The organism is Tritonibacter mobilis, assembly GCF_001681715.1.
GTDB lineage: Bacteria > Pseudomonadota > Alphaproteobacteria > Rhodobacterales > Rhodobacteraceae > Epibacterium > Epibacterium mobile.
Window position 1 is genome coordinate 109,172 of sequence record NZ_LNWY01000019.1, and the last position, 23,882, is coordinate 133,053.

Annotated in this window: 21 protein-coding genes; 7 read left to right on the plus strand and 14 right to left on the minus strand. The window is 60.8% G+C overall.

All coding sequences use genetic code 11. The features are described from left to right. Positions 1–125 precede the first annotated feature (125 nt). Together lysA and UB90_RS18510 are read left to right on the plus strand one after the other, a co-directional pair. A complete protein-coding gene (lysA, locus tag UB90_RS18505) occupies positions 126–1,391 on the plus strand; it encodes a diaminopimelate decarboxylase (protein ID WP_065324987.1) in 1,266 nt (421 codons plus the stop codon). A gap of 96 nt (positions 1,392–1,487) precedes the next feature. Then, a complete protein-coding gene (locus UB90_RS18510) occupies positions 1,488–4,151 on the plus strand; it encodes a TIGR02302 family protein (RefSeq protein WP_065324986.1) in 2,664 nt (887 codons plus the stop codon). Positions 4,152–4,333: 182 nt separating this feature from the next. On the opposite strand, the gene UB90_RS18515 is transcribed toward UB90_RS18510, so the two are convergent. Further along, the gene (locus tag UB90_RS18515; RefSeq protein WP_065324985.1) at positions 4,334–5,368 is read right to left on the minus strand and encodes a zinc-ribbon domain-containing protein; all 1,035 of its coding nucleotides are present in this window, start codon (positions 5,366–5,368) and stop codon (positions 4,334–4,336) included. Positions 5,369–5,594: 226 nt separating this feature from the next. Between UB90_RS18515 and UB90_RS18520 the strand changes: the two genes are divergently transcribed. The 4 genes from UB90_RS18520 to UB90_RS18535 are packed head-to-tail and all read left to right on the plus strand — an operon-like array spanning position 5,595 to position 8,491. Next, on the plus strand, positions 5,595–6,272 hold the full coding sequence (locus UB90_RS18520; RefSeq protein WP_009175666.1) for a cell division ATP-binding protein FtsE: 678 nt from the start codon (positions 5,595–5,597) through the stop codon (positions 6,270–6,272). After that, positions 6,269–7,162 carry a cell division protein FtsX gene (locus UB90_RS18525; RefSeq protein WP_065324984.1) on the plus strand — a complete coding sequence of 298 codons (894 nt, stop codon included), beginning with the start codon at positions 6,269–6,271 and terminating at the stop codon, positions 7,160–7,162. The genes UB90_RS18520 and UB90_RS18525 overlap by 4 nt, the downstream gene beginning before the upstream one ends. Beyond that, complete coding sequence (locus UB90_RS18530; RefSeq protein ID WP_065324983.1) at positions 7,159–7,908, plus strand: lysophospholipid acyltransferase family protein; 750 nt, start codon at positions 7,159–7,161, stop codon at positions 7,906–7,908. Before UB90_RS18525 ends, UB90_RS18530 begins: the two co-directional genes overlap by 4 nt. Then, complete coding sequence (locus tag UB90_RS18535; RefSeq protein WP_065324982.1) at positions 7,886–8,491, plus strand: pyridoxamine 5'-phosphate oxidase family protein; 606 nt, start codon at positions 7,886–7,888, stop codon at positions 8,489–8,491. The genes UB90_RS18530 and UB90_RS18535 overlap by 23 nt, the downstream gene beginning before the upstream one ends. A gap of 21 nt (positions 8,492–8,512) precedes the next feature. Here the strand turns inward: UB90_RS18535 and UB90_RS18540 are convergent, their stop codons facing one another. The 11 genes from UB90_RS18540 to sucC all read right to left on the minus strand — a co-directional run bounded on the left by UB90_RS18540 (position 8,513) and on the right by sucC (position 20,166). Beyond that, complete coding sequence (locus UB90_RS18540) at positions 8,513–9,046, minus strand: hypothetical protein (RefSeq protein ID WP_227512127.1); 534 nt, start codon at positions 9,044–9,046, stop codon at positions 8,513–8,515. Between the two features lie 55 nt (positions 9,047–9,101). After that, positions 9,102–9,416: an EthD family reductase gene (locus UB90_RS18545; RefSeq protein ID WP_009175624.1), complete on the minus strand. Its 315-nt coding sequence runs from the start codon at positions 9,414–9,416 to the stop codon at positions 9,102–9,104. 91 nt (positions 9,417–9,507) lie between these two features. Then, positions 9,508–10,905, minus strand: a complete 1,398-nt coding sequence (lpdA, locus tag UB90_RS18550; RefSeq protein WP_065324980.1) for a dihydrolipoyl dehydrogenase — start codon at positions 10,903–10,905, stop codon at positions 9,508–9,510. A gap of 141 nt (positions 10,906–11,046) precedes the next feature. Beyond that, positions 11,047–11,607: a L,D-transpeptidase family protein gene (locus tag UB90_RS18555; RefSeq protein WP_065324979.1), complete on the minus strand. Its 561-nt coding sequence runs from the start codon at positions 11,605–11,607 to the stop codon at positions 11,047–11,049. Further along, complete coding sequence (locus tag UB90_RS18560) at positions 11,604–12,014, minus strand: MAPEG family protein (RefSeq protein WP_065324978.1); 411 nt, start codon at positions 12,012–12,014, stop codon at positions 11,604–11,606. Before UB90_RS18560 ends, UB90_RS18555 begins: the two co-directional genes overlap by 4 nt. Beyond that, positions 12,011–12,403 carry a hypothetical protein gene (locus UB90_RS18565; protein WP_065324977.1) on the minus strand — a complete coding sequence of 131 codons (393 nt, stop codon included), beginning with the start codon at positions 12,401–12,403 and terminating at the stop codon, positions 12,011–12,013. The genes UB90_RS18560 and UB90_RS18565 overlap by 4 nt, the downstream gene beginning before the upstream one ends. A gap of 50 nt (positions 12,404–12,453) precedes the next feature. After that, complete coding sequence (gene odhB, locus UB90_RS18570; protein ID WP_065324976.1) at positions 12,454–13,959, minus strand: 2-oxoglutarate dehydrogenase complex dihydrolipoyllysine-residue succinyltransferase; 1,506 nt, start codon at positions 13,957–13,959, stop codon at positions 12,454–12,456. A 14-nt stretch (positions 13,960–13,973) separates the two neighbouring features. Further along, positions 13,974–16,928 carry a 2-oxoglutarate dehydrogenase E1 component gene (locus UB90_RS18575; protein WP_065324975.1) on the minus strand — a complete coding sequence of 985 codons (2,955 nt, stop codon included), beginning with the start codon at positions 16,926–16,928 and terminating at the stop codon, positions 13,974–13,976. A gap of 241 nt (positions 16,929–17,169) precedes the next feature. After that, positions 17,170–18,057, minus strand: a complete 888-nt coding sequence (sucD, locus tag UB90_RS18580) for a succinate--CoA ligase subunit alpha (protein ID WP_005623893.1) — start codon at positions 18,055–18,057, stop codon at positions 17,170–17,172. Positions 18,058–18,075: 18 nt separating this feature from the next. Further along, the gene (locus UB90_RS18585) at positions 18,076–18,915 is read right to left on the minus strand and encodes a glycosyltransferase family 25 protein (protein WP_065324974.1); all 840 of its coding nucleotides are present in this window, start codon (positions 18,913–18,915) and stop codon (positions 18,076–18,078) included. Positions 18,916–18,972: 57 nt separating this feature from the next. Beyond that, positions 18,973–20,166 (minus strand): ADP-forming succinate--CoA ligase subunit beta, encoded by a 1,194-nt coding sequence (gene sucC, locus UB90_RS18590; RefSeq protein ID WP_005623885.1) that lies wholly within the window; start codon positions 20,164–20,166, stop codon positions 18,973–18,975. A 355-nt stretch (positions 20,167–20,521) separates the two neighbouring features. On the opposite strand from sucC, the gene UB90_RS18595 reads away from it, so the two are divergent. After that, positions 20,522–21,670 (plus strand): glycosyltransferase family 2 protein, encoded by a 1,149-nt coding sequence (locus UB90_RS18595; protein ID WP_065324973.1) that lies wholly within the window; start codon positions 20,522–20,524, stop codon positions 21,668–21,670. Between the two features lie 38 nt (positions 21,671–21,708). Here the strand turns inward: UB90_RS18595 and mdh are convergent, their stop codons facing one another. Further along, complete coding sequence (mdh, locus tag UB90_RS18600; RefSeq protein ID WP_009175577.1) at positions 21,709–22,671, minus strand: malate dehydrogenase; 963 nt, start codon at positions 22,669–22,671, stop codon at positions 21,709–21,711. Positions 22,672–23,268: 597 nt separating this feature from the next. Then, positions 23,269–23,580, minus strand: coding sequence for a hypothetical protein (locus UB90_RS18605; RefSeq protein ID WP_005623876.1), 312 nt, complete (start codon positions 23,578–23,580; stop codon positions 23,269–23,271). Between the last annotated feature and the right edge of the window lie 302 nt (positions 23,581–23,882).

Here is a 23,882-nt window from a genome sequence, read left to right on the forward strand (position 1 = left end):
GTCTACGGCGATTGACAAGGGCGCACTGCTGGTTGTCCTGCCGCAAGGCGGGGCAGCCAACTCCCTGTGTATCCACACATCGGAATCATTTGCCCAAGGGGCCAGTTTTGCCCTAAACGCGGGCCATGGATCATTTTCTCTACCGCGATGGCGCATTGCACGCCGAAGACGTCCCCGTAGCCGAGATTGCCGCTACGGTGGGCACGCCGTTCTACGTCTATTCGACCGCGACGCTCTTGCGCCACTTCCGCCTGTTTGATGAGGCACTCGAAGGCACCGACCATCTGGTGTGCTACGCGATGAAGGCCGCCTCCAATCAGGCGATCCTGAAAACGCTGGCCGCGGCGGGTGCGGGCATGGATGTGGTCAGCGAGGGCGAATATCGCCGCGCCAAGGCCGCAGGCGTGCCGGGGGACAAGATCGTCTTTTCCGGCGTCGGCAAGACCACAGACGAGATCCGATGCGCGCTGAGCGGCGGCATTCGGCAATTCAACGTCGAATCCGAGCCCGAGATGGAAGTCATCAATGCCGTCGCGCTGGAACTCGGCACCACCGCGCCGATCACCGTGCGGGTGAATCCGGATGTGGATGCCAAAACCCACGCCAAGATTGCCACCGGCAAATCCGAGAACAAATTCGGCATCCCGATTGCGCGCGCCCGCGAGGTCTATGCCCATGCCGCCAGCCTGCCGGGGCTTGAGGTCATCGGGATCGACGTTCACATCGGCTCTCAGCTCACGGATCTCGCCCCGTTCCGCCTTGCGTATCAAAAGGTTGCGGAGCTGACGCAGGCCCTGCGCGAGGATGGTCACGATATTCGCCGCCTCGATCTGGGCGGCGGGTTGGGCATCCCTTACACCCGCTCCAACGAGGCGCCGCCGCTGCCGGTGGAATACGGCCAGATGATCAAGGAAGAACTCGGCCATCTGGGCTGCGAGATTGAGATCGAGCCGGGCCGACTGGTGGCAGGCAACGCAGGGATCATGGTCTCCAAGGTGATCTACGTCAAAGAGGGCGAAGGGCGCGATTTCTTGATTCTGGATGGCGCGATGAACGACCTTATTCGCCCTGCCATGTATGAGGCCTATCACGATATTATTCCGGTTGTGGAGCCTACGCCGGGACTGGAACCCAAACCTTACGATATCGTCGGCCCGGTCTGCGAAAGCGGCGATACCTTTGCCAAGCAGCGCCAGATGCCGCCGCTGGGGGCGGGCGATCTGGTCGCCTTCCGCAGTGCGGGCGCTTACGGCGCGGTGATGTCGAGCGAATACAACTCTCGCCCGCTGATCCCCGAGGTTCTGGTGCATGGCGATCAATTTGCGGTCATCCGGCAACGCCCGACCTTTGACGAGATGATAAATCGCGATACCATCCCGGAGTGGCTGTAACCCGCGCGCTTGGCTTGCCTCATCTGAACATTTAGATGGGGCGAGACGCATGGGGAGGGCCACGCCCCATTCAGGGCACACCCAAGGCGGAGCGGTATGAGCGAGCAAAAGACCCCCGATAGATCCCGCGCTGATGGTGCGGCACGGGCCACCAACCCGCTGGCTCCGCTCAGCCGGGCGCTCTTGCTGACAAGGCTCGGACTGGTCTCAGAGCGGCTGTGGCGCTGTTTCTGGCCGCTTGCAACCATCCTGTTTCTCGCCGCCGGTCTGGTCTTTCTTGGCATCCTTGATTGGATGCTTCTGGAAGCCGCTTGGGCGCTTGCGGTGCTGGTGGTTGTGGGGGCTGCGGCTGCACTTCTCTGGGGCGCTATCCGGTTTCGCTGGCCCAGTCGCCAAGAGGCGCTTATCCGTCTGGATGAGACCCTGCCGGGTCGCCCGATTGCGGCGATTCTGGACACGCAGGTCTCCGGTGCGCAAGATTCCGCCTCTGTTGTCCTGTGGCAAGCCCATCAGGATCGCATGGCCGCTCGCGCCGCTCAGGCCGAAGCGCCCGCGCCCAATCTGCGCATTGCGGACCGCGACCCATATGCGCTGCGCTATGTGGCGTTGCTGGTGCTGGTGACGGGGTTGTTGTTCGGCACCGCATGGCGGGCTGGTACTGTGGCGGATCTGATGCCGGGCAGTGGGACAGCTGGGCTCACCGGCCCCACTTGGGAGGGCTGGGTGGAGCCACCACGCTACACCGGTCTGCCGACGCTCTATTTGGGGGACATGTCCGATGACACCCTGCGCGTGCCGGAAAACAGCCGCATCACATTGCGGTTTTATGGCGATGTCGGCGATCTGACGCTTGCCGAAACCGTCTCTGGTCGCACCGGAGAACTGCCCTCCGCCTCGACGCCCGAACAGAGTTTTAGCGTCATGCAGGCGGGCGATCTGACCATTCACGGTACCGGCGGGCGCAGCTGGAGTGTCGAGGTGATCCGCGACACCCCCCCGCGTGTGTCGCTTGCGGGTGAGCCTGATCTCTCTGCCGATGGCACGCTGACATTGCCCTTTAGCGCCTCTGACGACTATGGCGTGGTGGGCGGCACCGTGACGATTTCACTGGATGAAGAGGCGCTGGACCGCCGCTACGGGCTTGCGACACCGCCAGATGCACGCGCGCCGATTGAATTGCCGCTGCCGCTGTCACTGACCGGGGATCGCCGCCTGTTCTCAGAGGTTCTGGAAGAGGAATTCTCCGCCCACCCTTGGGCCAATATGCCAGTGACCTACAGTTTCCGCGCGGATGATGCCGCAGGCCAGCACAGCCAGCCCGCCACCCTTCAGGGGCCGCTCACGGCGCGGCGGTTCTTTGATCCGATGGCAGCCGCTCTGATCGAGCAGCGCCGCGATCTCCTCTGGGCACGGGCCAACGGCCCTCGCGTCGCGCAAATTCTGCGCACCCTCAGCCACCGGCCCGAGGATGTGTTCCCCGATATGGGCAACTATCTGCAATTGCGCACTATTCTGAAGCGGCTTGAAGCCTACAACACTGCGGGTCTCAGCCCTGAACATCAGGAGGAAGTGGCCACCGCCCTTTGGGATCTGGCTCTGCAACTCGAAGAGGGCGACGTCGGCGATGCACTTGAACGGATGCGACAAGCGCAGGAGCGGCTCAGTCAGGCGATGCGCGACGGGGCCAGCGACGAAGAGATTGCCCGCCTGATGCAAGAACTGCGTGAGGCGACGCAGGATTACATGCGTCAGCTGTCGCGACAGGCTCAGCAGCAAAACGAAGATGAGGACGGCAGCGAAAGCCGCGACAACGCCATTCAACTGAGTCAGCAGGATTTGCAGTCGATGATGGACCGCATCCAAGAGCTGATGGAGCAAGGCCGCATGGCCGAAGCCGAACAGGCTCTGCGCGAGTTCCAGCAAATGATGGAAAACATGCAGGTCACTCAAGGTGAAGGCGGGCAGGGCGATAGCCCCGGTCAGCAGGCCATGGATGGGCTTGCGGATACGCTGCGCGAGCAGCAGGGCCTGTCGGATCAGGCCTTCCGCGACCTGCAGGAACAGTTCAACCCCAATGCGCAGCGTGGTGAAAGCCGAGGCAATGAGGGCCGCGATGGCGGTCTTGGCCGAGGGCAGAGCCACGAGGGCGGCGGTGAGGGCGGTGAGGGCGAAAGCCCCGGTCAGCAAGGCGGGCAACAACAGGGCCAGCAGCAGGGCAACGGTGGGCAGCCACAAACCGGCCAGTCACAAGACGGCCAAGGCGGCACCGGTGATCTGGCGCAACGTCAGCAAACCCTGCGCAATGAGCTGCAGCGCCAGCGGGACGGCCTGCCCTTGGGTGGACCCGAGGGCGAAGCGGCGCGGGACTCGCTCGATCAGGCCGGTCGCGCCATGGAAGGGGCAGAAGACGCCCTGCGCGACGGCGATTACGCCGAAGCGATCGACCGTCAGTCAGAAGCCATGGAGGCGCTGCGCGACGGTATGCGCGCCTTGGGCGAGGCGATGGCCGAACAGCAGCAACAAGGCCAGCAACCGGGTGGCCAACAGGGTCAAAGCAACCGTCAGGGCAACGCGCTTGATCCACTGGGACGTGATCGTGGCGGGCAAGGCAGCGATTATCTGAGCCGCGACAGCATCGGCGACGGTCAGGCCTATCGCCGCGCATGGGATCTCTTGGAGGAAATCCGCCGCCGCGCTGGCGAACGCGAGCGCAGCGAAAGCGAACGCAACTATTTGCAGCGGTTGCTGGACCGGTTTTGATCAGCCCATCTGATGTTGCCCATTAAAGCGTTCCGCTCAATTTAGTGATTCATGGTTTGGGCGGAACGCATTAAAAAACCGCGCGGGCCTCTGCCATCGCGCGGTTCTTTTCCAAAATTAGCTTGAACATCAGCAAAACCTGCACAACACGCGCGCAGCCTGATGTCTCAGTGTGGCGTGTTTTATTCGGCCGCCAGCGCCTTGGCCTGTTCATCAAGCCAGAACCGCCATTGATCGACCCAAGCCACATAAGAGCTGATGTAGGGATCGGCCTGCGGTAGTCGCTCTGCAATGACCGGAGCTTTGGAATAGGCGAGGATCGCCACCACCATCAGCAAGATCACCAATATGAACCCGCGTGAAAACCCGCTCTTGCGGGGGGCGGGGGCGGCGACATCGACAGGGGGCGGCGTGGCGGATTTGGGTTCGCCCGGCGCGTCGGTGGCCACTTCCTCGATGTCGGGCAACAGCCCTCGACGTGATCCGGGGTGTGGCGCGGGGCGTTCCGCCGCCGCTGGTCTATCCGCCGCAGGTTCCGCGACGGGTTCTGCGGTGGCGGCGGGCTCTTCGCCGCGCATCCGGGCAACGCGCTCTTGGGATTGGCGCGCACGGCGGGTGGTCTCATCCTCCGAGAGATCATCCAGACCCATTTCGGTCTGCGTCTCCAGCCCATCCCGACCCGACCGCAGCGCCTCTTCGCGCATGGCTTCCTCACGCAAAACGCGCGAGATTTCAGGGTCAAGGCGGCGCTTGGCAGGGGCCGCTGCATGTGCCTCTACTGGCTCAGGCTCAGGCTCAGGCGTGTCGTCGTACGCAGGCGCGTCCTCGGGGTGCTCCGGCGCGTCGGGATCTTCGTGCCACTGCTCTTGCGCCTCTGCGGCTTCTGGCGCAGGGGAGCGGGGCCAAGTCTCTTCGGCGGGTTCCGGTTCCGGCTCAGCTACGGGGGCAGGTTCAGGGGCCGGGTCTGCAGGCCCAGCACGCGGCTCTGGCACCGGATCAGGCTCCGGCTCAACATATTCTGGTTCTGGTTCTGGTTCTGGCTGTCGCGCGGGCGCGGCTGGAGCGGTCTCCGCCTCGTCTTGATCCGCCAGCATCTGGGCGGAGGGTTGAAACCAAGTGTCGCCGCAATTTGAACATTGCACATCGCGCCCGTTTTCCGGAATCACATCCTCGGGCACTTCATACTGTGCGCCGCAATTGGGGCATATCAGTCTCATCCGGTCTCCTTGGCGGGCGATCTCGCCGCGAAAAGGGTGAATTTCCCTCTAATCATAGTAACTTCCTGAAAGGCAAGAAAGAGCCAATCCCCGCTGAGCCTCACAATGAGCGCGCGGCTGGCCCTTGTGCACCATTGAAACTGGCGCAGGGGTCGTGCAAAACACCGCGACAAACGGCGGGACCGCTATAAGAACACCGAATGACACGTCGGGCTGGGATGTTACTGTGATCGAACTTGAAAATGTGGGTTACAATTATGGCGGAGGTGAGCTCTTTAGCGATCTCTCCGTGCAACTGGCCCCCGGCTCCTTTCACTTTCTGACTGGCCCCTCTGGTGCAGGCAAAACCACCCTGCTGAAACTCTGCTATGGTGCGCTGACGCCGACGGCGGGGCGGGTGCGTGCCTTTAACATGGATGTCAAAGGGCTGGACCGCGACCAGATGGCCTATCTGCGCCGCCGCGTCGGGGTTGTGCATCAGGACTGCCGCTTTCTCGATCACCTGCCGGTGGTGGAAAACATCGCTTTGCCACTGACCGTCTCGGGCCGGGGTCTTTCTGAAGAACAGGCCAACCTGCAAGAGTTGATGAACTGGGTGGGTTTGTCGGAACGGATGGATGCGCTGCCGCCTGAGCTTTCGGGCGGGGAGCGTCAACGCGCCGCTCTGGCGCGCGCCGTGATCCTCAGCCCCGACGTGATTATCGCGGATGAACCCACCGGCAACGTCGATTGGGAAATGTCGCAGCGCCTGTTGCGCCTGCTCGTTGAGTTGAACCACATGGGCAAGACCATCCTCGTGGCGACCCATGATCTGCCGCTTATTCGCGCCGCCAAGAACCAGGTGCAGGCACGGGTGCTCAGGATCTCCAACCGGCAACTGATCTCGGCAGGAGCAGACCTATGAACGCACTGCGTAAACTCATTATCGGGGATGCTCAGGCCGACCGCGTGGTGCCGCCTTCTGGTTTCACCGCGCAGCTGACGCTCTTTGTGTCGGGCGCGATGGCCTTTCTCTGTGTCTTTGCGCTGGCGCTGTCGCTGGCCTCGGGCCGGGTCGCCAACCGCTGGTCCGATGAACTCGCCCGTGCGGCAACCCTGCGCATCAATGCCCCCGCCGAACAGCGCGAGGCCCAGACCGAAGCGGCGCTCAAGATCCTGCGCCAGACCCCCGGCGTGGCCAATGCCCGCGCCCTCACCAAGGACGAACAGGCCGCTCTGTTGCGGCCATGGTTCGGGGCGGGAATACCGCTTGATACGCTGCCAGTGCCCCAACTTATCGAAGTCACAGAAGACGACCCCGGCTATGACGCGCAGGGGCTGCGGCTTAGGCTTCAGGCTGAGGTGCCCGGCGCGGTGCTCGATGATCATGCGCGCTGGCGGCGCCCGTTGGTCGATGCCGCCATTGCGCTGCGCAGGCTCGGTGTGGTGTCGATCCTGCTGATCGGCGGGGCGATGGCGGCGATGATTACGCTTGCGGCCAATGCAGCCCTTGCCGCCAACGCCCAGGTTATCGAGGTGCTGCGCCTTGTGGGCGCGCAAGACGGCTATATCGCGCAGGCCTTTGTGCGCCGCTTTACTCTGCGGGCACTTTCTGGCGCTGCGGTGGGCGTTGTCCTTGGTATGATCGGCGTATTCCTGATGCCCGAAGCCTCTGAAGAAGGCGGCTTCCTCACCGGGCTGGGGTTCCAGAACTGGCGCTGGCTCTTGCCCCTTATCATCCCGCCATTGGCGGCGCTTGTGGCCTTTTTTGCCACCACCCGCGCTGCCCGCAAACGTCTCGGAGAACTCGCGTGACCCTAGCTTTTCAATATCTGCGCTCGCTTCTCTATATGATCCAGATCTATGTGGCGATGCTGGTGCTGGGGATCGTCTTTGCCCCCTATGCGCTCATGTCGAAGAACGGCGCGCGCCAAGCGTGCAAGACCTATGCTCGCTGGGCGATCTGGTCGGCGCGCTGGATGGTTGGCATCCGCTGCGAGGTACGCGGCCCGGTGCCCAAAGGTGAGGTCATCGTGGCCGCCAAGCATCAGAGCTTTTTGGATATCCTTGTGATTTTCAATGCGCTGCCGCAGGCCAAATTCATCATGAAGCGTGAACTGATGTGGACGCCGATCATTGGCGTCTATTCCAAACGTCTGGGTTGTATCCCGGTGAACCGTGGCAAACGTGGTGCGGCGATTGCCCAGATGGTCAAAGATGTGGCGCGCGAATTCTCCGAACCCGGCCAGTTGGTGATCTACCCGCAGGGCACGCGCGTCGCACCGGGGGTACAAAAACCTTACAAAGTCGGCAGCGGTGTGCTCTATGAAGAGTTGAAACAGCCCTGCGTTCCGGTCGCCACCAATGTTGGCATGCTCTGGCCTCGCACCGGGCTTTTGCGCAAACCCGGACTGGGCGTGGTCGAATTCCTCGAACCGATCCCACAAGGAAAGCCGCGCGACATATTTATGGCCGAGCTAGAAAGCCAGATTGAAGCCCGGTCGGATGCATTGATGGCAGAACTGGGATTTGACAAAGATGAACTTCGTCGCATCGATTGAAGACTTAGAGGCGCTTTACGGGACACCGGGAGCGCCTTCTTTACGTAAAGTGGCGCGGCAAATGACGCCGCTTTATCGCAAGTGGATCATGGCGTCTCGGCTGTGCATGCTGGCCACGGTCGGCCCCGAGGGCACCGACGACAGCCCGCGCGGCGATGATGGCCCGGTGGTGCTGGAACTCGATCCCGGCACCTTGGCGCTGCCGGATTGGTACGGCAACAACCGCATCGATTCCTTGCGCAATATCGTGCGCGACGGTCGGGTATCGCTGATGTTTCTGGTGCCCGGTTCAAACAATGTGGTGCGGGTGAATGGCACCGCCAAAGTGACCGCCGACCCTGACCTGCTGCAGCGGTTTGACAAAGCGGGCAAACTGCCGCGCACGGTCATCGTGATCAAGATCAACGAGATCTACAGCCAATGCGCCCGCGCCCTGATGCGGTCGCGGATCTGGACCTCTGGGAACGAGGCCGAGGGCCTGCCTTCCATGGGAGAGATCCTCGCCGAGCAAACCGCAGGCGAAGAAGGCGGTCGCGCCTATGATGAGGAATGGGCCCCCCGCGCCGCCAAAACCATGTGGTGAGGGGTTACTACAGGAGCGGCGCTAGCGCAGCAAAGGGCGATCTGGCGCTGCGAACATGAGAATACTGCCTGCGCTATCACCCCAATCGGGATATGCGAAATGCGCAATCCCCCACCGCTCGGGGGATTGTGACGCCCCCAAGAACCACCCTTTGGACAGGGCGGCATCGCCCATTTTGGCCCTAGGATCATAAGCCAGCTGCGGGAAATCTACGCTGACGATCTCCTCAATCAGTGGCAGTAGGGCCGCTGCATCTTGGTAAAGAAGGGGGTGTGGGGCGAAGGTGGAAATCTCACACCGCCGCTTTTCGCGTTCAACTAAGCTCATAGATTGAGGATCAATCCAAGCTTTTCCACCCAAAATATCATGTGTCCTTGTCAGCCCCGACAGCAGCGTGTCTGGACTGTCTCCGGTCAGTATGGGGGCAAGACAGATACCATAAAACAGTTCTGCAATACGTTCCGCGCGTGAGTGCTTTGGCCAGATCTGCGATGCCGCGCCAAGCCCCAACGCAAAACCTGCGACGACGATTCCGAACAGAATGCGTTTCTTCAAAACACAGGCCCCAGATATCCGCCGGTGACCTGTTTTGGTCACCGCTGCGCTTGCCTCAGCTCATCAACAACTCGCCCACGAGGATCTGCGGACGGATGTTGGTGAAATTGGCCACATCATCAATAATCACGCCGCCTTTTTCACCCATAGCGGTGTTGAGCGCGTCTTGATCGGCAAAGGTGATGGTCGCGATCAACAGATAGGGCGGCGGCACATCCGGCCCCCCGGCCAGCCCACGCGACGCCTCGACCGTTTCAATCAAGTCACCCCAATGCTCCTCAATCAGGGGGAGGTGGGTCTCAACATAGTAGTCATAATCAAACGTCGCCTCATCGGAAGCGGGGTAGAGCACTTGCAGGCTGATGGTCATTGGCATGTCTCCTGTTGAGGACGCAAACGGCCCGCCAAGAGGCGGGCCGCTGGTGATGGATGCGCCGCGGGGCGCGTTGCCCGAGTTGGGCTTAACTGTGGATCGCGCCGTCGCCGCAGGCAAGGGCGGCTTCGCGCACGGCCTCGGAATAGGTCGGGTGCGCGTGGCAAGTGAGGGCAATGTCTTCGGCGGAGGCACCAAATTCCATCGCCACGCAGATCTCGTGGATCAGATCGCCTGCGCCGGGGCCGATGATGGCTGCGCCGAGGATACGGTCGGTTTCCTTGTCCGCGATCAGTTTCACAAAACCGCCCTCGGCCTGATGCACGGCCTTGGCGCGCGCATTGCCCATGAACATGAACTTGCCGGTCTTGATCTTGCGGCCCTCGGCCTTCAGCGCGTCCTCGGTGGCACCCACGGTCGCAACCTCGGGTGTGGTGTAGACCACACCGGGGATGACGCCGTAATTCACGTGGCCATGTTTGCCCGCGATCACCTCGGCGACGGCCATGCCCTCGTCCTCGGCCTTATGCGCGAGCATCGGACCCTCGATGACGTCGCCGATGGCATAGATGCCTTTGACGTTGGTGGCCCATTGCGCGTCGGTGGCGATCTGGCCACGTTCGGTCATCTTGACGCCAAGCGCGTCAAGGCCAAGGCCCTCGGCATAGGGTTTGCGCCCCGTGGCGACCAGCACCACATCGGCCTCGATGACCTCGGCGTCGCCGCCTTTTTTCGGCTCATAAGAGACTTTGGCCTTGGATTTGGTGGTTTCCACGCCCTTGACGGCGGCCCCCATGATGAAGCTGAGGCCCTGCTTTTCGAGGATGCGTTTGAAGCCGCGCTGGACGTCTTTGTCCATGCCGGGGCAGACCGCGTCCATATATTCGACCACGGTGACCTCTGCGCCGAGACGCGTATAAACCGAGCCCAGCTCGAGGCCAATGACGCCAGCGCCGATCACGACCATTTTCTTGGGTACCTTGGGCAGTTCCAGCGCGCCGGTGCTGTCGACCACGATCCCCTTGTCGTTGTCGACCTCGACACCCGGCAGGGCAGAGGGCACGGAGCCAGAGGCAATCACGATGTTCTTGGCGTCATGGGTGTCGTCGCCCACTTTGACCTTGCCCGCCTCGGGGATCGACGCCCAGCCCTTGAGCCAGTCGATCTTGTTCTTCTTCATGAGGAACTCAACACCGCCGGTGTTCTGGCCGATGACTTCATCCTTGTAGGATTTCATCTGGTTCCAGTCGACCGAGGGGCTTTTGCCCTTCAGGCCCATGGAGGCGAAGTTATGTTCTGCCTCATGCAGCATATGCGTCGCGTGCAACAGCGCCTTGGAGGGGATGCAGCCCACGTTGAGGCAGGTGCCGCCGAGGGTCTCGCGGCCCTCTACGATGGCGGTCTTCAGGCCCAGCTGGGCGCAGCGGATGGCGCTGACATAGCCGCCGGGGCCGGCGCCGATGATGATGACGTCATAGGATGCCATGGGTCATGTGCTCCTTTGGAGTTGAGCGGGGAAGGGGGCGCTGCCCCCGGCCCTTATGGGCCTCCCCCGGGATATTTTGGGTTAGAAGATGAAGATGCGCTCGGCAATGTCCAGAGCGAATTTGTTCGATCTGAAGGATCATCAGAGCGCCTCCTTGATGGTGATTGGAGTTCCGTTTGGGACAAGCGACCAAATTTCGCGCATCTCGGCGTTGGTCACCGCGATACAGCCGTCGGTCCAGTCCCGCATCAGGTGCAATGCACCCAAGGCCCCCCAGCCGTTGGGCAGGCCGTGGATCATGATATTGCCGCCAGGATCGCGCGCGGCGGCCTCGGCTGCGGCCTGGTCTGCGGCATTGGGGTAGGAGATATGCAGGCTCAGATGCGCGACGGAGTTTGGATTGCGCCAGTCGATTTTATAGCGCCCTTCGGGTGTACGCTCGTCGCCCTCGGACTGTTTGTGGCCTTCGGGTGCGGCCCCAAGCGAGATGTCGTAGCTGCGGATGGTTTCTCCGTCGCGCAGTAGATGCAATGCGCGGGAGGATTTGATGACGAGGATCTCATCCGCCTGTGCGTGGGCTTCGGCCATTGGCGGCGGTGTGCCGGACCCCGTGCGCGCCATCACTTTGGTATAGGCGAAGATGGCGACGCCGAGCCCCAGCCCCAGAAGGCCCAAGCGCAGGATATGTCTGGTGATGCTCATATCAGGGCGGCCAACAGCATCGCCGCAGTCGCGAGATAGCCCACGGCCCAGATCAGGCTGCGCCACGGCACCCAGCCAAAGGCATAGGCCGGGATGTAAAGCACCCGCGCGCCAAGGTAAGCAAAAGCGCAGACGGTGGTGAACAGCGAGGATTGCCCCGCAAAGGTGACGACCACGCAGGCGATCGAGAAGAGGATCAGCCCCTCAAAGTGGTTGTTCATCGCCCTGAAGAGCCGCGCGGTGCGTTTGGAGACCTGATCTTGCAGGTCCCCACCCATGCGGTCCCGGTCACGGGGCCCCATGGTCTGGCCTGACTTCAGCTCAAGGTTTGCCGGCACCGCCATCAAGGCGATCTGAAAAACCTGAAGCAGGGCAGCAAGGGTGAGGGCGGTGAGTTCGGGGGTCATTTTGCAGTCATCCCTGTAAGCGCGATGAATACGCCCACGACAAAAAAAACAAAGGCCAAGAGCAACGGCCCTGCCTGAATGACCAAGAGCCAGTTAGAATGATCGAGCTTCGATGGAGCGTCTCGACCTAGGCGCGCCTGGCTGATGGCAAATGATGCAAAGAGGGTGATGACGCAGAAGACAAGTCCGCCAAGTAGGCTCATAAGAGCAAGCTTGATTTGTGGTACACTCACTGCAACCGGGCTGGTTGTGCTGATTCCACTAAGAAATGTCAGGATTACAATGAAGCCACCAGAGCATAGTGTCACCATGGTCTTGATGGAGAACATGCCAATTTCTTTAACAAGATCGGCTTCATGCTTTCGATCTATACCCGGCTGATCGTCCATATCGCGCTCCGAAGAAACGCGGCTGCCCAAGCGGCAGCCGCGTTCTGAATTTACAGATCCATCAACAACCGGCGGGGATCTTCCAGCGCTTCTTTGACGCGCACGAGGAAGGTCACAGCGCCTTTGCCGTCGACGATACGGTGGTCATAGGACAGCGCCAGATACATCATCGGGCGGATTTCCACTTTGCCGTTGATCGCCATCGGGCGGTCCTGGATCTTGTGCATGCCGAGGATACCGGACTGCGGTGGGTTCAGGATCGGCGAGGACATCAGCGAGCCATAGACACCACCGTTGGAGATGGTGAAGGTGCCGCCCTGCATTTCCGCCATGGAGAGCTTGCCGTCACGGGCGCGCGCGCCTTTCTCGGCAATCGCTTTTTCGATATCGGCAAAGGACATCGCATCGGCGTCGCGGATGACCGGAACCACCAGACCCGTGGGCGTGCCCGCGGCGATGCCCATGTGGACGAAGTTCTTGTAGACGATGTCGGTGCCGTCGATCTCGGCGTTGACCTCGGGGACCTCTTTCAACGCGTGGCAGCAGGCCTTGGTGAAGAAGGACATAAAGCCCAGTTTCACGCCGTGTTTCTTCAGGAACAGGTCTTTGTACTCGTTGCGCAGCGCCATCACCTCGGTCATGTCGACCTCGTTGTAGGTGGTGAGCATGGCCGCAGTGTTCTGGCTGTCCTTCAGACGCTTGGCGATGGTCTGGCGCAGACGGGTCATCTTCACGCGTTCTTCGCGCGAGGCATCATCGGCAGACACCGGCGCGCGCGGGGCCGCGGGGGCCGCAGCAGGGGCGGGCGCGGATTTTGCGGCGGCGATTGCGGCAGAGACGTCTTCTTTCATGATGCGTCCGTCGCGGCCTGTGCCTTTGACATCCGATGCGGAGAGACCGGCCTCGGCCATCGCCTTTTCCGCCGATGGCGCATTGGCGACGTCCTTAGAGGCGGCGGCAGGGGCCTCCGCCGCAGCGGGCGCTGCAGCCGGGGCCGCCGCTACCGCTGCACCGTCACCGGAGATCACGCCCAGTTTGGCAGAGGCATCGACCGTGGTGCCTTCGGGAGCGGTAATCTCGGCCAGCACACCAGCGGCAGGCGCGGGCACCTCGACGGAAACCTTGTCGGTTTCCAGCTCGCAGAGCATTTCGTCCTGCGCGACGCTGTCGCCGACCTTCTTGAACCATGTGGAGACGGTCGCCTCAGAGACACTCTCGCCCAGCGTCGGCACCATCACGTCAACGGAGGCCCCACCCGAGGAGGCAGGCGCCTCAGCCGGGGCGGATTTCGCTGCCGGGGCCTCTGCCGCAGCAGAACCGCCTTCGGAGATATTGGCCAAGAGCGCATCAACGCCCACGGTCTCGCCTTCCTTGGCAACGATCTCGGCAAGGGTGCCAGCCGCCGGGGCGGGCACTTCGACAGTCACCTTGTCGGTTTCCAGCTCACAGAGCATCTCGTCTGCGGCAACAGTGTCGCCCGGCTTTTTGAACCAGGTGGCGACGGTGGCTTCGGTCACGGATTCGCCCAGAGTGGGCACGCGCACTTCGGTGGTCATGATCTCAATCTTCCTCAGATGCTCAGCGCTTCGTTCACGAGCGCAGCTTGTTGGGCTTTGTGTTCGCTGGCCAGGCCGGTTGCAGGCGAGGCCGAGGTGGCGCGTCCGACGTAAACCGGACGGGTATTCTTGGCTTTGATGCGGGTCAGGACCCACTCGATATTGGGCTCGATAAAGGTCCATGCCCCTTGGTTCTTGGGCTCTTCCTGACACCAGACCATCTCCGCATCCTTAAAGCGCTCCAGCTCTTTAACGAGGCTGATCGCCGGGAACGGGTAATATTGCTCGATCCGCATGATGTAGACATCATCAATGCCACGGGCGTCGCGTTCTTCCAGCAGGTCGTAGTAGACCTTGCCGGAACACAGGACGACCCGTTTGATCTTCTTATCCTCGACCAGTTTGGTTTCGGATGCGCCGGTTTCCGCGTCATCCCACAGAACCCGGTGGAATGACGAACCGCTGGTGAACTCATGCGCCTTACTGACCGCAAGCTTGTGACGCAGCAGCGACTTCGGTGTCACCAGAATAAGCGGTTTGCGGAAGGTGCGGTGCAGCTGACGGCGCAGGATGTGGAAGTAGTTCGCAGGCGTTGTACAGTTCGCCACGATCCAGTTGTCCTGACCGCACATTTGCAAGAACCGCTCCAGACGCGCCGAAGAGTGCTCCGGCCCTTGGCCCTCAAACCCATGCGGCAACAGGCACACCAGACCGGACATCCTGAGCCACTTTGATTCACCCGAAGAGATGAACTGGTCGAACATGATTTGCGCGCCGTTGGCAAAATCGCCAAACTGCGCTTCCCACAGTGTCAGCGCATTGGGTTCCGCCAGCGAGTAGCCATATTCAAAGCCCAGCACCGCGTATTCCGACAGCGCAGAGTCGATGACCTCGTACTGCGCCTGACCCTCGCGGATGTGGTTCAGCGGGTAGTAGCGGTCCTCATTGTCCTGATTGACGATGCCGGAGTGGCGCTGCGAGAAGGTGCCGCGGGTGGAATCCTGACCCGCCAGACGCACCGGATAGCCCTCGGTGAGGAGCGAGCCGAATGCCAGCGCTTCGCCGGTGGCCCAGTCAAAGCCCTCGCCGCTCTCGAACATCTTTTTACGCGCATCCAAGAACCGACCGATGGTCTTATGCACCGGATAGCCCTCGGGCAGGGTGGTCAGACCCTTGCCAACTTCCTCAAGTGTCTCGGGCTTGATGGCGGTTTCGCCACGCTGGTAATCCTCGTCCTTGCTGTCGAGATGCGACCAGCGCCCATCCAGCCAGTCGGCTTTGTTGGGCTTATAGGTCTTGCCGGTTTCAAACTCCTCATTGAGGTGCGCCTGAAACGCCGCTTTCATGTCCTCGATCTCGCCCTCGGGGATCAGACCGTCCTTGACCAGACGTTCCGTGTAGAGGCTCAGGGTGGTCTTGTGGCCCTTGATCTTCTTGTACATCAACGGGTTGGTGAACATCGGCTCATCGCCTTCGTTGTGACCAAACCGGCGGTAGCAGAAGATGTCGATGACCACATCCTTGTGGAACTTCTGGCGGAACTCGGTTGCGACCTTGGCCGCATGCACCACGGCCTCCGGGTCGTCACCGTTGACGTGGAAGATCGGTGCTTCGACCACCAGCGCGTTGTCGGTGGGATAGGGCGACGAGCGCGAGAAATGCGGTGCCGTGGTGAACCCGATCTGGTTGTTCACAACGATATGCATGGTGCCGCCGGTGCGGTGGCCGCGCAGACCAGAGAGCGCAAAACACTCCGCCACAACGCCCTGACCCGCAAAGGCCGCGTCGCCGTGCAGCAGGATCGGCAGAACTGCCGTGCGTTCGGCGCGGTCATTGAGCTGGTCCTGCTTGGCGCGGACCTTGCCCAGCACAACCGGGTTCACCGCCTCAAGGTGCGAGGGGTTCGCGGTCAGCGACAGGTGGACCTTGTTGCCGTCAAATTCGCGGTCCGAGGACGCCCCGAGGTGATATTTCACATCGCCCGAGCCATCCACATCTTCGGGCTTGAACGACCCGCCCTGAAATTCGTTGAAGATCGCGCGGTAGGGCTTTTGCATCACATTGGCCAGAACCGACAGACGGCCCCGGTGCGGCATGCCGATGACGATATCCTTAACGCCCAGATTGCCGCCGCGCTTGATGATCTGCTCCATCGCAGGGATCAGGCTCTCGCCACCATCGAGACCAAACCGCTTGGTGCCCATGTATTTGACGTGCAGGAATTTTTCGAACCCTTCGGCCTCAACCATCTTGTTGAGGATCGCCTTGCGGCCCTCACGGGTAAAGGTGATTTCCTTGTCGTAGCCCTCGATGCGCTCTTTCAGCCATGCAGATTGCTCCGGGTCGGAGATATGCATGTACTGCAGCGCAAAAGTGCCGCAATAGGTCCGCTTCACGATGTCCACGATCTGACGCATGGAGGCCACCTGCAGCCCCAATACGTTATCGATAAAGATCGGACGGTCCAGATCAGCGCCGCTAAAGCCATAGGTCTTGGGGTCAAGCTCCGGGTGCGCGGTGCTGGCGCGCATGCCCAAGGGGTCGAGATCGGCCGCCAGATGGCCCCGGATACGGTAGGCCCGGATCAGCATGATGGCGCGGATCGAGTCGAGCACCGCACGCTGGATCGCCTCGTCAGAGACCTCAACGCCCTTTTCTTTCGCCTTGTCTGCGATCTTCTTGCCTGCAGCCTTTGCCTCAACGGGGGCGGGCCACTCACCGGTCAGCGCCGCTGTGAGGTCGTCAGCAGGTGCGGGCGGCCAGTCGTTGCGCGCCCAGCTTGGGCCTGCGGCTTCGGCTTTCACATCCGGTTCAGCATCGCCCATGGCGCGAAAGAACTCGGCCCATGCAGCATCTACCGCATTGGGATCATTGGCGTATTGGGCATAAAGCTGCTCCAGATACTCCGCGTTGTGCCCCTGCATAAAGGAGGACGCATGGAAGATGTCGTTGGGGCTCTGTTCGGTCATTTGAGTGCCTCGTATGGGTTTGGACCGTAAGCGATCAGCCGGTTCTGAAAGGCTGAAAGCCCGAAAGGGCGAAATGTTCCGTATCAAGTTCCGGGTGGATCTTGCGGCGAAGGCGGCCACAAGGCCGCATCAGCAACAGGATCCGTATGCCTGCAAAGCAAGCGCAGGAAGGGGGCGGGCACATGATGCCCACCCCGAAGATCATCAGATGATCTTTCGCTATATGCTGAATGCAGTCGCATCAGCCGTTTGCGATCGCTTTCTGAACCGCTTCGCCCAGAGTGGCCGGGCTGTCGGCAACAACGATACCTGCGGATTTCATCGCTTCGATCTTGTCTTCTGCGCCACCTTTGCCGCCGGCGACAATTGCGCCCGCGTGGCCCATGCGGCGGCCCGGAGGGGCGGTGCGGCCTGCGATGAAGCCCGCAATCGGCTTCCAGCGGCCTTTTTTCTTCTGCTCGGCGATGAATTCCGCCGCTTCTTCTTCGGCAGAGCCACCGATCTCACCGATCATGATGATGGACTGTGTCTCAGGATCGTCGAGGAACATGTCGAGGACGTCGATATGCTCGGTACCCTTGATCGGGTCGCCGCCGATGCCCACAGCCGAAGACTGGCCCAGACCGATATCAGAGGTCTGCTTCACGGCCTCATAGGTCAGGGTGCCGGAACGGGACACAACACCAACCGAGCCACGCTTGTGGATGTGGCCGGGCATAATGCCGATCTTGCACGCGTCGGGGGTGATCACGCCGGGGCAGTTGGGGCCGATCAGGCGCGATTTTGATGTCTCCAGCGCGCGCTTCACCTTCATCATGTCCAGAACCGGAATGCCTTCGGTGATGCAGACAATCAGTTCCATTTCGGCGTCGATCGCCTCAAGGATGGAGTCGGCTGCAAACGGCGGCGGCACGTAGATCACCGAGGCATTGGCTTCGGTCACATGTTTTGCTTCATGCACGGAGTTGAAAACCGGCAGGTCGAGGTGCTTTTGACCGCCTTTGCCGGGGGTCACGCCGCCGACCATCTTGGTGCCATAAGCGATGGCCTGTTCGGTGTGGAAGGTGCCCTGAGAGCCGGTGAGGCCCTGACAGATAACTTTGGTGTTTTCGTCGATGAGGACTGCCATGATGTCCTTTCCTTTCGATTATACGGGTTGTGCCTCGGCGGCACGCGCCGCGCTGTCGTCGGTGAGCGCCCGATCCGCGTAGATGACCCGCACAAGCCGTGCGCGTCCCGAGATCAGGCGAAGGAGATGCAGGGGCAGAGCGCGCAACTCGGCCATGCCCCGCAGGCGTTTTTGTTTACGGTAGAGCGCACCTTGAGGCTTGCGCTGCGCATGCCCCAGAAAAGTGCCCTCGTCAGGAGGGGTGTTGCCCTGTGTCACAAGCGCAGGGGTGATCTGATGCGGCTTCAGGCTCCGAGCGGGCCCGGACACCATCGGATTGAACAGAAGCGAGTCCACGGTCTGGTCGAAGGGTGCCTGTGCCAGCAGCACCTCGGCCCCGCGCCGGGTCAGCATGTAGCCCGCCGCGCCGGGATAGCGCGACAACATCGGCGCCACGTCGCGGCGAAGATGCCTGTAGGGTTTGGTGCCCAGCATCACTTTCATGGTCTCGCTGCGCCAAAACTCCAGACTGAGCAGATCGCAGCCTTGCGGCCACCAGCTCAGATCCGCGATCCATTGGCGCAACTCCGTCGAGATAAAGACATCATCCTCAAAAATGAGGGCAACATCCGCATCCGACGCCAGAAACTGCTCCCAAACCTTGGCGTGGCTCAGGGTGCAGGCCATGTTGCCATGGGCAAACACCCCCCAGGGGCCAAAGCTCTTGCACTGCTGCAACAGCTCTGCCTCTGAGGTTTCAGCCAGATCCACGGCGGACACGAATTCGACCTCCAGACCGGCATCCCTCAGGGCGACCTGCATCGCTGCATGCCGGCCGGTCGCCCGGTCCAGAGAGATCATGTATGTCGCCAGCTTCATGCCCGGAAACCATTCAGATCCTGCGTTCCCCGAACCTGTTGGTTCGGGGAAGGCGGGTCAGCCCTTCACCGCTTTCACGATTTTCTGAGCGCCATCGCTAAGGTCATCCGCCGCAATCACGTTGAGGCCGGAGTTTGCGATGATCTCTTTGCCCTTCTCGACGTTGGTGCCTTCCAGACGCACAACCAGCGGCACCTCAAGGCCCACTTCTTTCACGGCTGCGATCACGCCTTCTGCGATCACGTCGCAGCGCATGATGCCGCCAAAGATGTTCACCAGAATGCCTTTGACGTTCTTGTCAGAGGTGATGATCTTGAACGCTTCGGTCACTTTCTCTTTGGTGGCGCCGCCGCCCACATCGAGGAAGTTCGCAGGCTCGGCACCATACAGCTTGATGATGTCCATGGTGGCCATCGCAAGACCCGCGCCGTTCACCATGCAGCCGATCTCACCGTCGAGCGCGATGTAGTTCAGGTCGTACTTGGAGGCTTCGAGCTCTTTGGGGTCTTCTTCGGTCTCGTCGCGCAGCGCGGCGATATCGGCGTGGCGATAGATCGCGTTGCCGTCAAAGCCGAGTTTCGCGTCCAGAACTTTCAGATCGCCGGTGTCGGTTACGATCAGCGGGTTGATCTCCAGCATCTCCATGTCTTTGTCGATGAAGGCTTGGTAGAGCTGACCCATCAGCTTGACGCACTGCTTCACCTGCGCGCCTTCAAGGCCGAGCGAGAAGGCAATGCGGCGGCCGTGATAGGGCTGATAGCCGGTGGCCGGATCGACGGAGAACGACAGGATCTTTTCCGGGGTCTCTGCGGCGACCTCTTCGATGTCCATGCCGCCCTCGGTGGAGCACACAAACGACACGCGCGAGGTCACGCGGTCCACCAGCAGCGCCAGATAGAGTTCGGTCTGAATGCCGGAACCTGCTTCGATGTAGATGCGGTTGACCTGTTTGCCCGCCGGGCCGGTCTGGTGGGTCACAAGGGTGCGGCCCAGCATCTTCTTCGCTTCTTCAGCCGCTTCTTCGACCGATTTGGTCAGGCGCACGCCGCCTTTTTCACCGGCGTCGGCTTCCTTGAAGGAGCCCTTGCCGCGACCACCTGCGTGGATCTGGGCCTTCACGACCCATAGCGGGCCGTCAAGCTCGCCTGCTGCGGTTTTGGCTTCGTCTGCTTTCAGCACCACGCGCCCGTCCGATACCGGAGCGCCGTAGCTGCTAAGAAGGGCCTTGGCCTGATATTCGTGGATGTTCATGAGAAACTGTCCCGTCTGGCTGCAATTGTCCCTTCCTAGTACGCCTGTATCAAACAGGAGGTTAAAGCCTTTTCTGTCCGGTGAGCGCTAAATGATGAAGTTTTTTTGTATTTGTGATCACAGGTTTGAGGCGTGTGATCACATATCGAAAACGACTAAAATTACGCGATTCGCGCTATGTGGGCTGAGTGTGATCCTGCTGTTTGGTCTCACGTCAAGAGCCTTCCAGAAGCTGGAAGTCCCCGATCTGCCGCTTTGAATCATTCTTGAGCGGGGTGTCGGCTGCGTTTGCATATGAACGCGCATGTGCTAGGGAATAGATGCAATTTATTGGAAATTTTATTTGGTCCCCTGAATGATGAGTGCCTCTCCGACCTGGGCCGTGGTCGCAACTGTTGCGGAGCCGATCGAGCTCATTGCAGCCTTCGCCGCCTATCATATCGAGATGGGCGCGGCGCAGGTGTTTCTTTTCCTTGATGCGCCCCGACCCGGTGACGCGGATATACTCGAAAAATTGCCCGGTGTTCAGGCCATCTGCTGTGACGCGGCCTATTGGCAAGAACGGTTGCAGAGGGCGCGTCCGGACAGTCTGACTCGGGTGCAGCGTGTGAACGCGAATTACGCATATGAGCAGACCTCGGCAGATTGGCTGTTTCATATCGACGCGGATGAATACCTCGTCTCTGAACGTGGCATTTCGGATGTGCTGGCTGATGTGTCAGAGCAGGTGGACTATCTCCGGGTGCAAAATCTGGAACGCGTCTATCGTCCGCATCAGCAGGACCAGACCTTCACCACCTTGTTCAGAGTGCCCTTCGAGGGGCTTCGCTGGCAGGAGCGGGATTTGTTCGGATCTGCCACGGTGTTCACTCACAAGGGCTTTGCGGGATATACCGCTGGCAAAGGGGCCGGACGCACGGACCGAGAGTTGAAACTGGCGTTACACAAGGCCAATTTCCAAGAGGGAGCGGCGCGCACAGGTCCACCCAATGAGACGCAGTGCTCAGAAATTCTGCTGGCGCATTTTGACGGCTTCACACCGCTAAGCTGGATGGCCAAATTGTTGCGGTATGCCGATCTTGGCACATATGATTGGCAGCCGGGAAAAGGGCGCGGTAAAGGGCAGCGCAAACGGGCGAAACAGATCGATTTTGCGCGCTATTACGGCGGTGAACTGCGGCGTCTGGTTGAACTGCACATGCTGCTCAAGGTGGTGTTGCCGGATCAGGAACAAGATCTGACACAGCACGGCTGGCTGTTGGAGCTTCCGGTTGATCCTGTCGCGGCACTGCGCAAACTGCTGCCGGACCATGCGTGGAGCTTTAGCGCGGATAGCATCAATGCATCCCTGCGTGCGCGCGCCGCACCGCAGCGCCAGATCGCGCTGAACGCCCTGCAGCAGGAAATTGATGCAGGTTTGCCTCTGGAGATCCCTGATGTTCCGACCACGTTTCCGGATGGGATTCAACAGAACTTGCGCGAAAAAGAAAAAGCGCCCCAGTAAGAGGGGCGCTTTGATCATTGCGACACGCGGGCCGTGACTTAGGCCAACGAGTTGTCGATGCCTTTGCAGGCGTCCACGAGACCTTTGACCGCGTTGACGGAGGTGTCGAACATGGCCTGCTCTTCTGCGTTCAGCTTGATGTCGACCACACGCTCGATGCCGCCAGCACCGATCACGGTTGGCACACCGACATACATGCCGTTGAGACCCAGAGCGCCGTCCACATAGGCCGCACAGGGCAGGACGCGTTTTTGGTCTTTGAGGTAAGCCTCGGCCATCTCAATTGCAGAGGTCGCCGGCGCATAATAGGCAGAGCCGGTTTTCAACAGGCCAACGATTTCGGCGCCGCCATCACGGGTGCGCTGCACGATCGCGTCCAGTTTGTCCTGCGTGGTCCAGCCCATCTCGACCAGATCGGGGAGCGGAATACCTGCCACGGTGGAGTAGCGTACCGACGGCACCATGGTGTCGCCGTGGCCACCCAGCACAAACGCGGTGACGTCTTTCATGGAGACGTTGAATTCCTCGGCGAGGAAGTGGCGGAAACGGGCGCTGTCCAGCACACCTGCCATGCCGCAGACTTTTTCATGCGGCAGGCCGGAGAATTCGCGCAGCGCCCAGACCATCGCGTCGAGTGGGTTGGTGATGCAGATCACGAATGCGTCCGGTGCGTTGTCGCGGATGCCTTCGCCGACGGATTTCATAACCTTGAGGTTGATGCCCAGAAGGTCGTCACGGGACATGCCGGGCTTGCGCGGCACACCTGCGGTCACGATGCAGACGTCTGCACCCGCGATGTCGGCGTAGTCCTGCGTGCCCTTGAGGCTGGCGTCAAAGCCTTCGGAAGGACCGGATTCAGCAATGTCCAGCGCTTTGCCTTCGGGGGTGCCTTCTGCGATGTCGAACAAAACGACGTCGCCGAGTTCTTTGAGGGCTACAAGATGCGCGAGGGTGCCACCGATCTGACCTGCGCCGATAAGGGCGATTTTGGGTCGTGCCATGGGATAATCTCTCCGGTCCGGTTGATTTCTGCCCAGATGCCTACGGCGTTCGCCTCCGCTTCGCAAGTGTTCTGCGTTGCGGCATGGGCTTCCTGCCGATGCGGTCGGCGTTTGTGGGCACCTCTTAAATGTCGGATTTATGAAGCGAGAGGCGAAAATCGACCGATCTCGGTGCCCTTGAGCGCCATGAGCCCCTGCATGGCAAATGTGTGCGAAGGTATGCAAATACGCGGCGGATCAGTCGTAAATCGCGCTCCCTGCGTGAGCGTTTGCGCCCGATTTGCGAAAGATATCATCGCTCAGCCCGAATCAAGTGGCGGATGATTTCCGCTGTAACGTCCGCAGCAAAACCTGTCTTCATCGTGCATCGAAACCGCGCATCAAACGTATAAACGCACGCCTCAATCCGCGGTCACGGTGCGTCATCGCGGCGGCGTGGAGGTGGCGCGGCGCTGTGATGCGGCGAGCCGTGCGGGCGGCCATGCGAAGCGATCATATTAAGGTGCAACACTATGGCGCCAAGCGGCGCATCGCGGGGTGCGCCAACTGTGATGCGGGCAGTGACTGTGGGCAAGGTGCCGGTGGTCAGACCCGTGATCAGGCGTCCTTATCCATCACGGGCAGGGCCTCAGCCAGAACCTCATAAGATTGCCCCGAGGCCACCAGACAGGTCATGCCATTAGGGGTCGTCACCGTAATGGTCCAAGAGCCGGTCTCATTGGAGGCGAATGTCTCCATCACCATGCCTTGTTGGCCCATGCCGATGCTCTGGCGGCTTTCGCCGTATTTCTCCGCAAGGCGCTTCACCACCATGTCGCGCGGGGCGCAGTTTTGGCTTTGGGCGGCGGCCATTTGGCTGGAGACCACAAGAGCGAGACCAGCGGCGATTGTAAACAGCGTCTTCTTCATAGGTTTTACCCCTTTCGGAACGGCTTCCCCGTCAGGGGGCCAAAAGGGCACCCCGGCGACCTGGGACGGACCGGTTTTCTGGTGACGTAATCATGACTGCAGACCTAAGGTCCGCGTGGCGCCAGAGCGGGAAACGACCGCCAGAGAAGAGCGCCGGTATGAGTCAGAATGACACAGAGGTCCAAAGAACTGGTTAACCCTGAGTTCTCTATATTTATCAGCTGTATAGCTGAATAAGCCCGGCCGGATGGACGTAAGTTTCTGCATCGCAGAAGGATTTTCCTTGAAATCAACCGCCCTCA

Coding starts and splice junctions, on each gene's coding strand:
- lysA (WP_065324987.1), top strand. CDS start 126: ATGGATCATTTTCTCTACCGCGATGGCGCATTGCACGCCGAAGACGTC.
- UB90_RS18510 (WP_065324986.1), top strand. CDS start 1,488: ATGAGCGAGCAAAAGACCCCCGATAGATCCCGCGCTGATGGTGCGGCA.
- UB90_RS18515 (WP_065324985.1), bottom strand. CDS start 5,368: ATGAGACTGATATGCCCCAATTGCGGCGCACAGTATGAAGTGCCCGAG.
- UB90_RS18525 (WP_065324984.1), top strand. CDS start 6,269: ATGAACGCACTGCGTAAACTCATTATCGGGGATGCTCAGGCCGACCGC.
- UB90_RS18535 (WP_065324982.1), top strand. CDS start 7,886: ATGAACTTCGTCGCATCGATTGAAGACTTAGAGGCGCTTTACGGGACA.
- UB90_RS18545 (WP_009175624.1), bottom strand. CDS start 9,416: ATGACCATCAGCCTGCAAGTGCTCTACCCCGCTTCCGATGAGGCGACG.
- lpdA (WP_065324980.1), bottom strand. CDS start 10,905: ATGGCATCCTATGACGTCATCATCATCGGCGCCGGCCCCGGCGGCTAT.
- UB90_RS18555 (WP_065324979.1), bottom strand. CDS start 11,607: ATGAGCATCACCAGACATATCCTGCGCTTGGGCCTTCTGGGGCTGGGG.
- UB90_RS18560 (WP_065324978.1), bottom strand. CDS start 12,014: ATGACCCCCGAACTCACCGCCCTCACCCTTGCTGCCCTGCTTCAGGTT.
- UB90_RS18565 (WP_065324977.1), bottom strand. CDS start 12,403: ATGGACGATCAGCCGGGTATAGATCGAAAGCATGAAGCCGATCTTGTT.
- odhB (WP_065324976.1), bottom strand. CDS start 13,959: ATGACCACCGAAGTGCGCGTGCCCACTCTGGGCGAATCCGTGACCGAA.
- UB90_RS18575 (WP_065324975.1), bottom strand. CDS start 16,928: ATGACCGAACAGAGCCCCAACGACATCTTCCATGCGTCCTCCTTTATG.
- sucD (WP_005623893.1), bottom strand. CDS start 18,057: ATGGCAGTCCTCATCGACGAAAACACCAAAGTTATCTGTCAGGGCCTC.
- UB90_RS18585 (WP_065324974.1), bottom strand. CDS start 18,915: ATGAAGCTGGCGACATACATGATCTCTCTGGACCGGGCGACCGGCCGG.
- sucC (WP_005623885.1), bottom strand. CDS start 20,166: ATGAACATCCACGAATATCAGGCCAAGGCCCTTCTTAGCAGCTACGGC.
- UB90_RS18595 (WP_065324973.1), top strand. CDS start 20,522: ATGATGAGTGCCTCTCCGACCTGGGCCGTGGTCGCAACTGTTGCGGAG.
- mdh (WP_009175577.1), bottom strand. CDS start 22,671: ATGGCACGACCCAAAATCGCCCTTATCGGCGCAGGTCAGATCGGTGGC.
- UB90_RS18605 (WP_005623876.1), bottom strand. CDS start 23,580: ATGAAGAAGACGCTGTTTACAATCGCCGCTGGTCTCGCTCTTGTGGTC.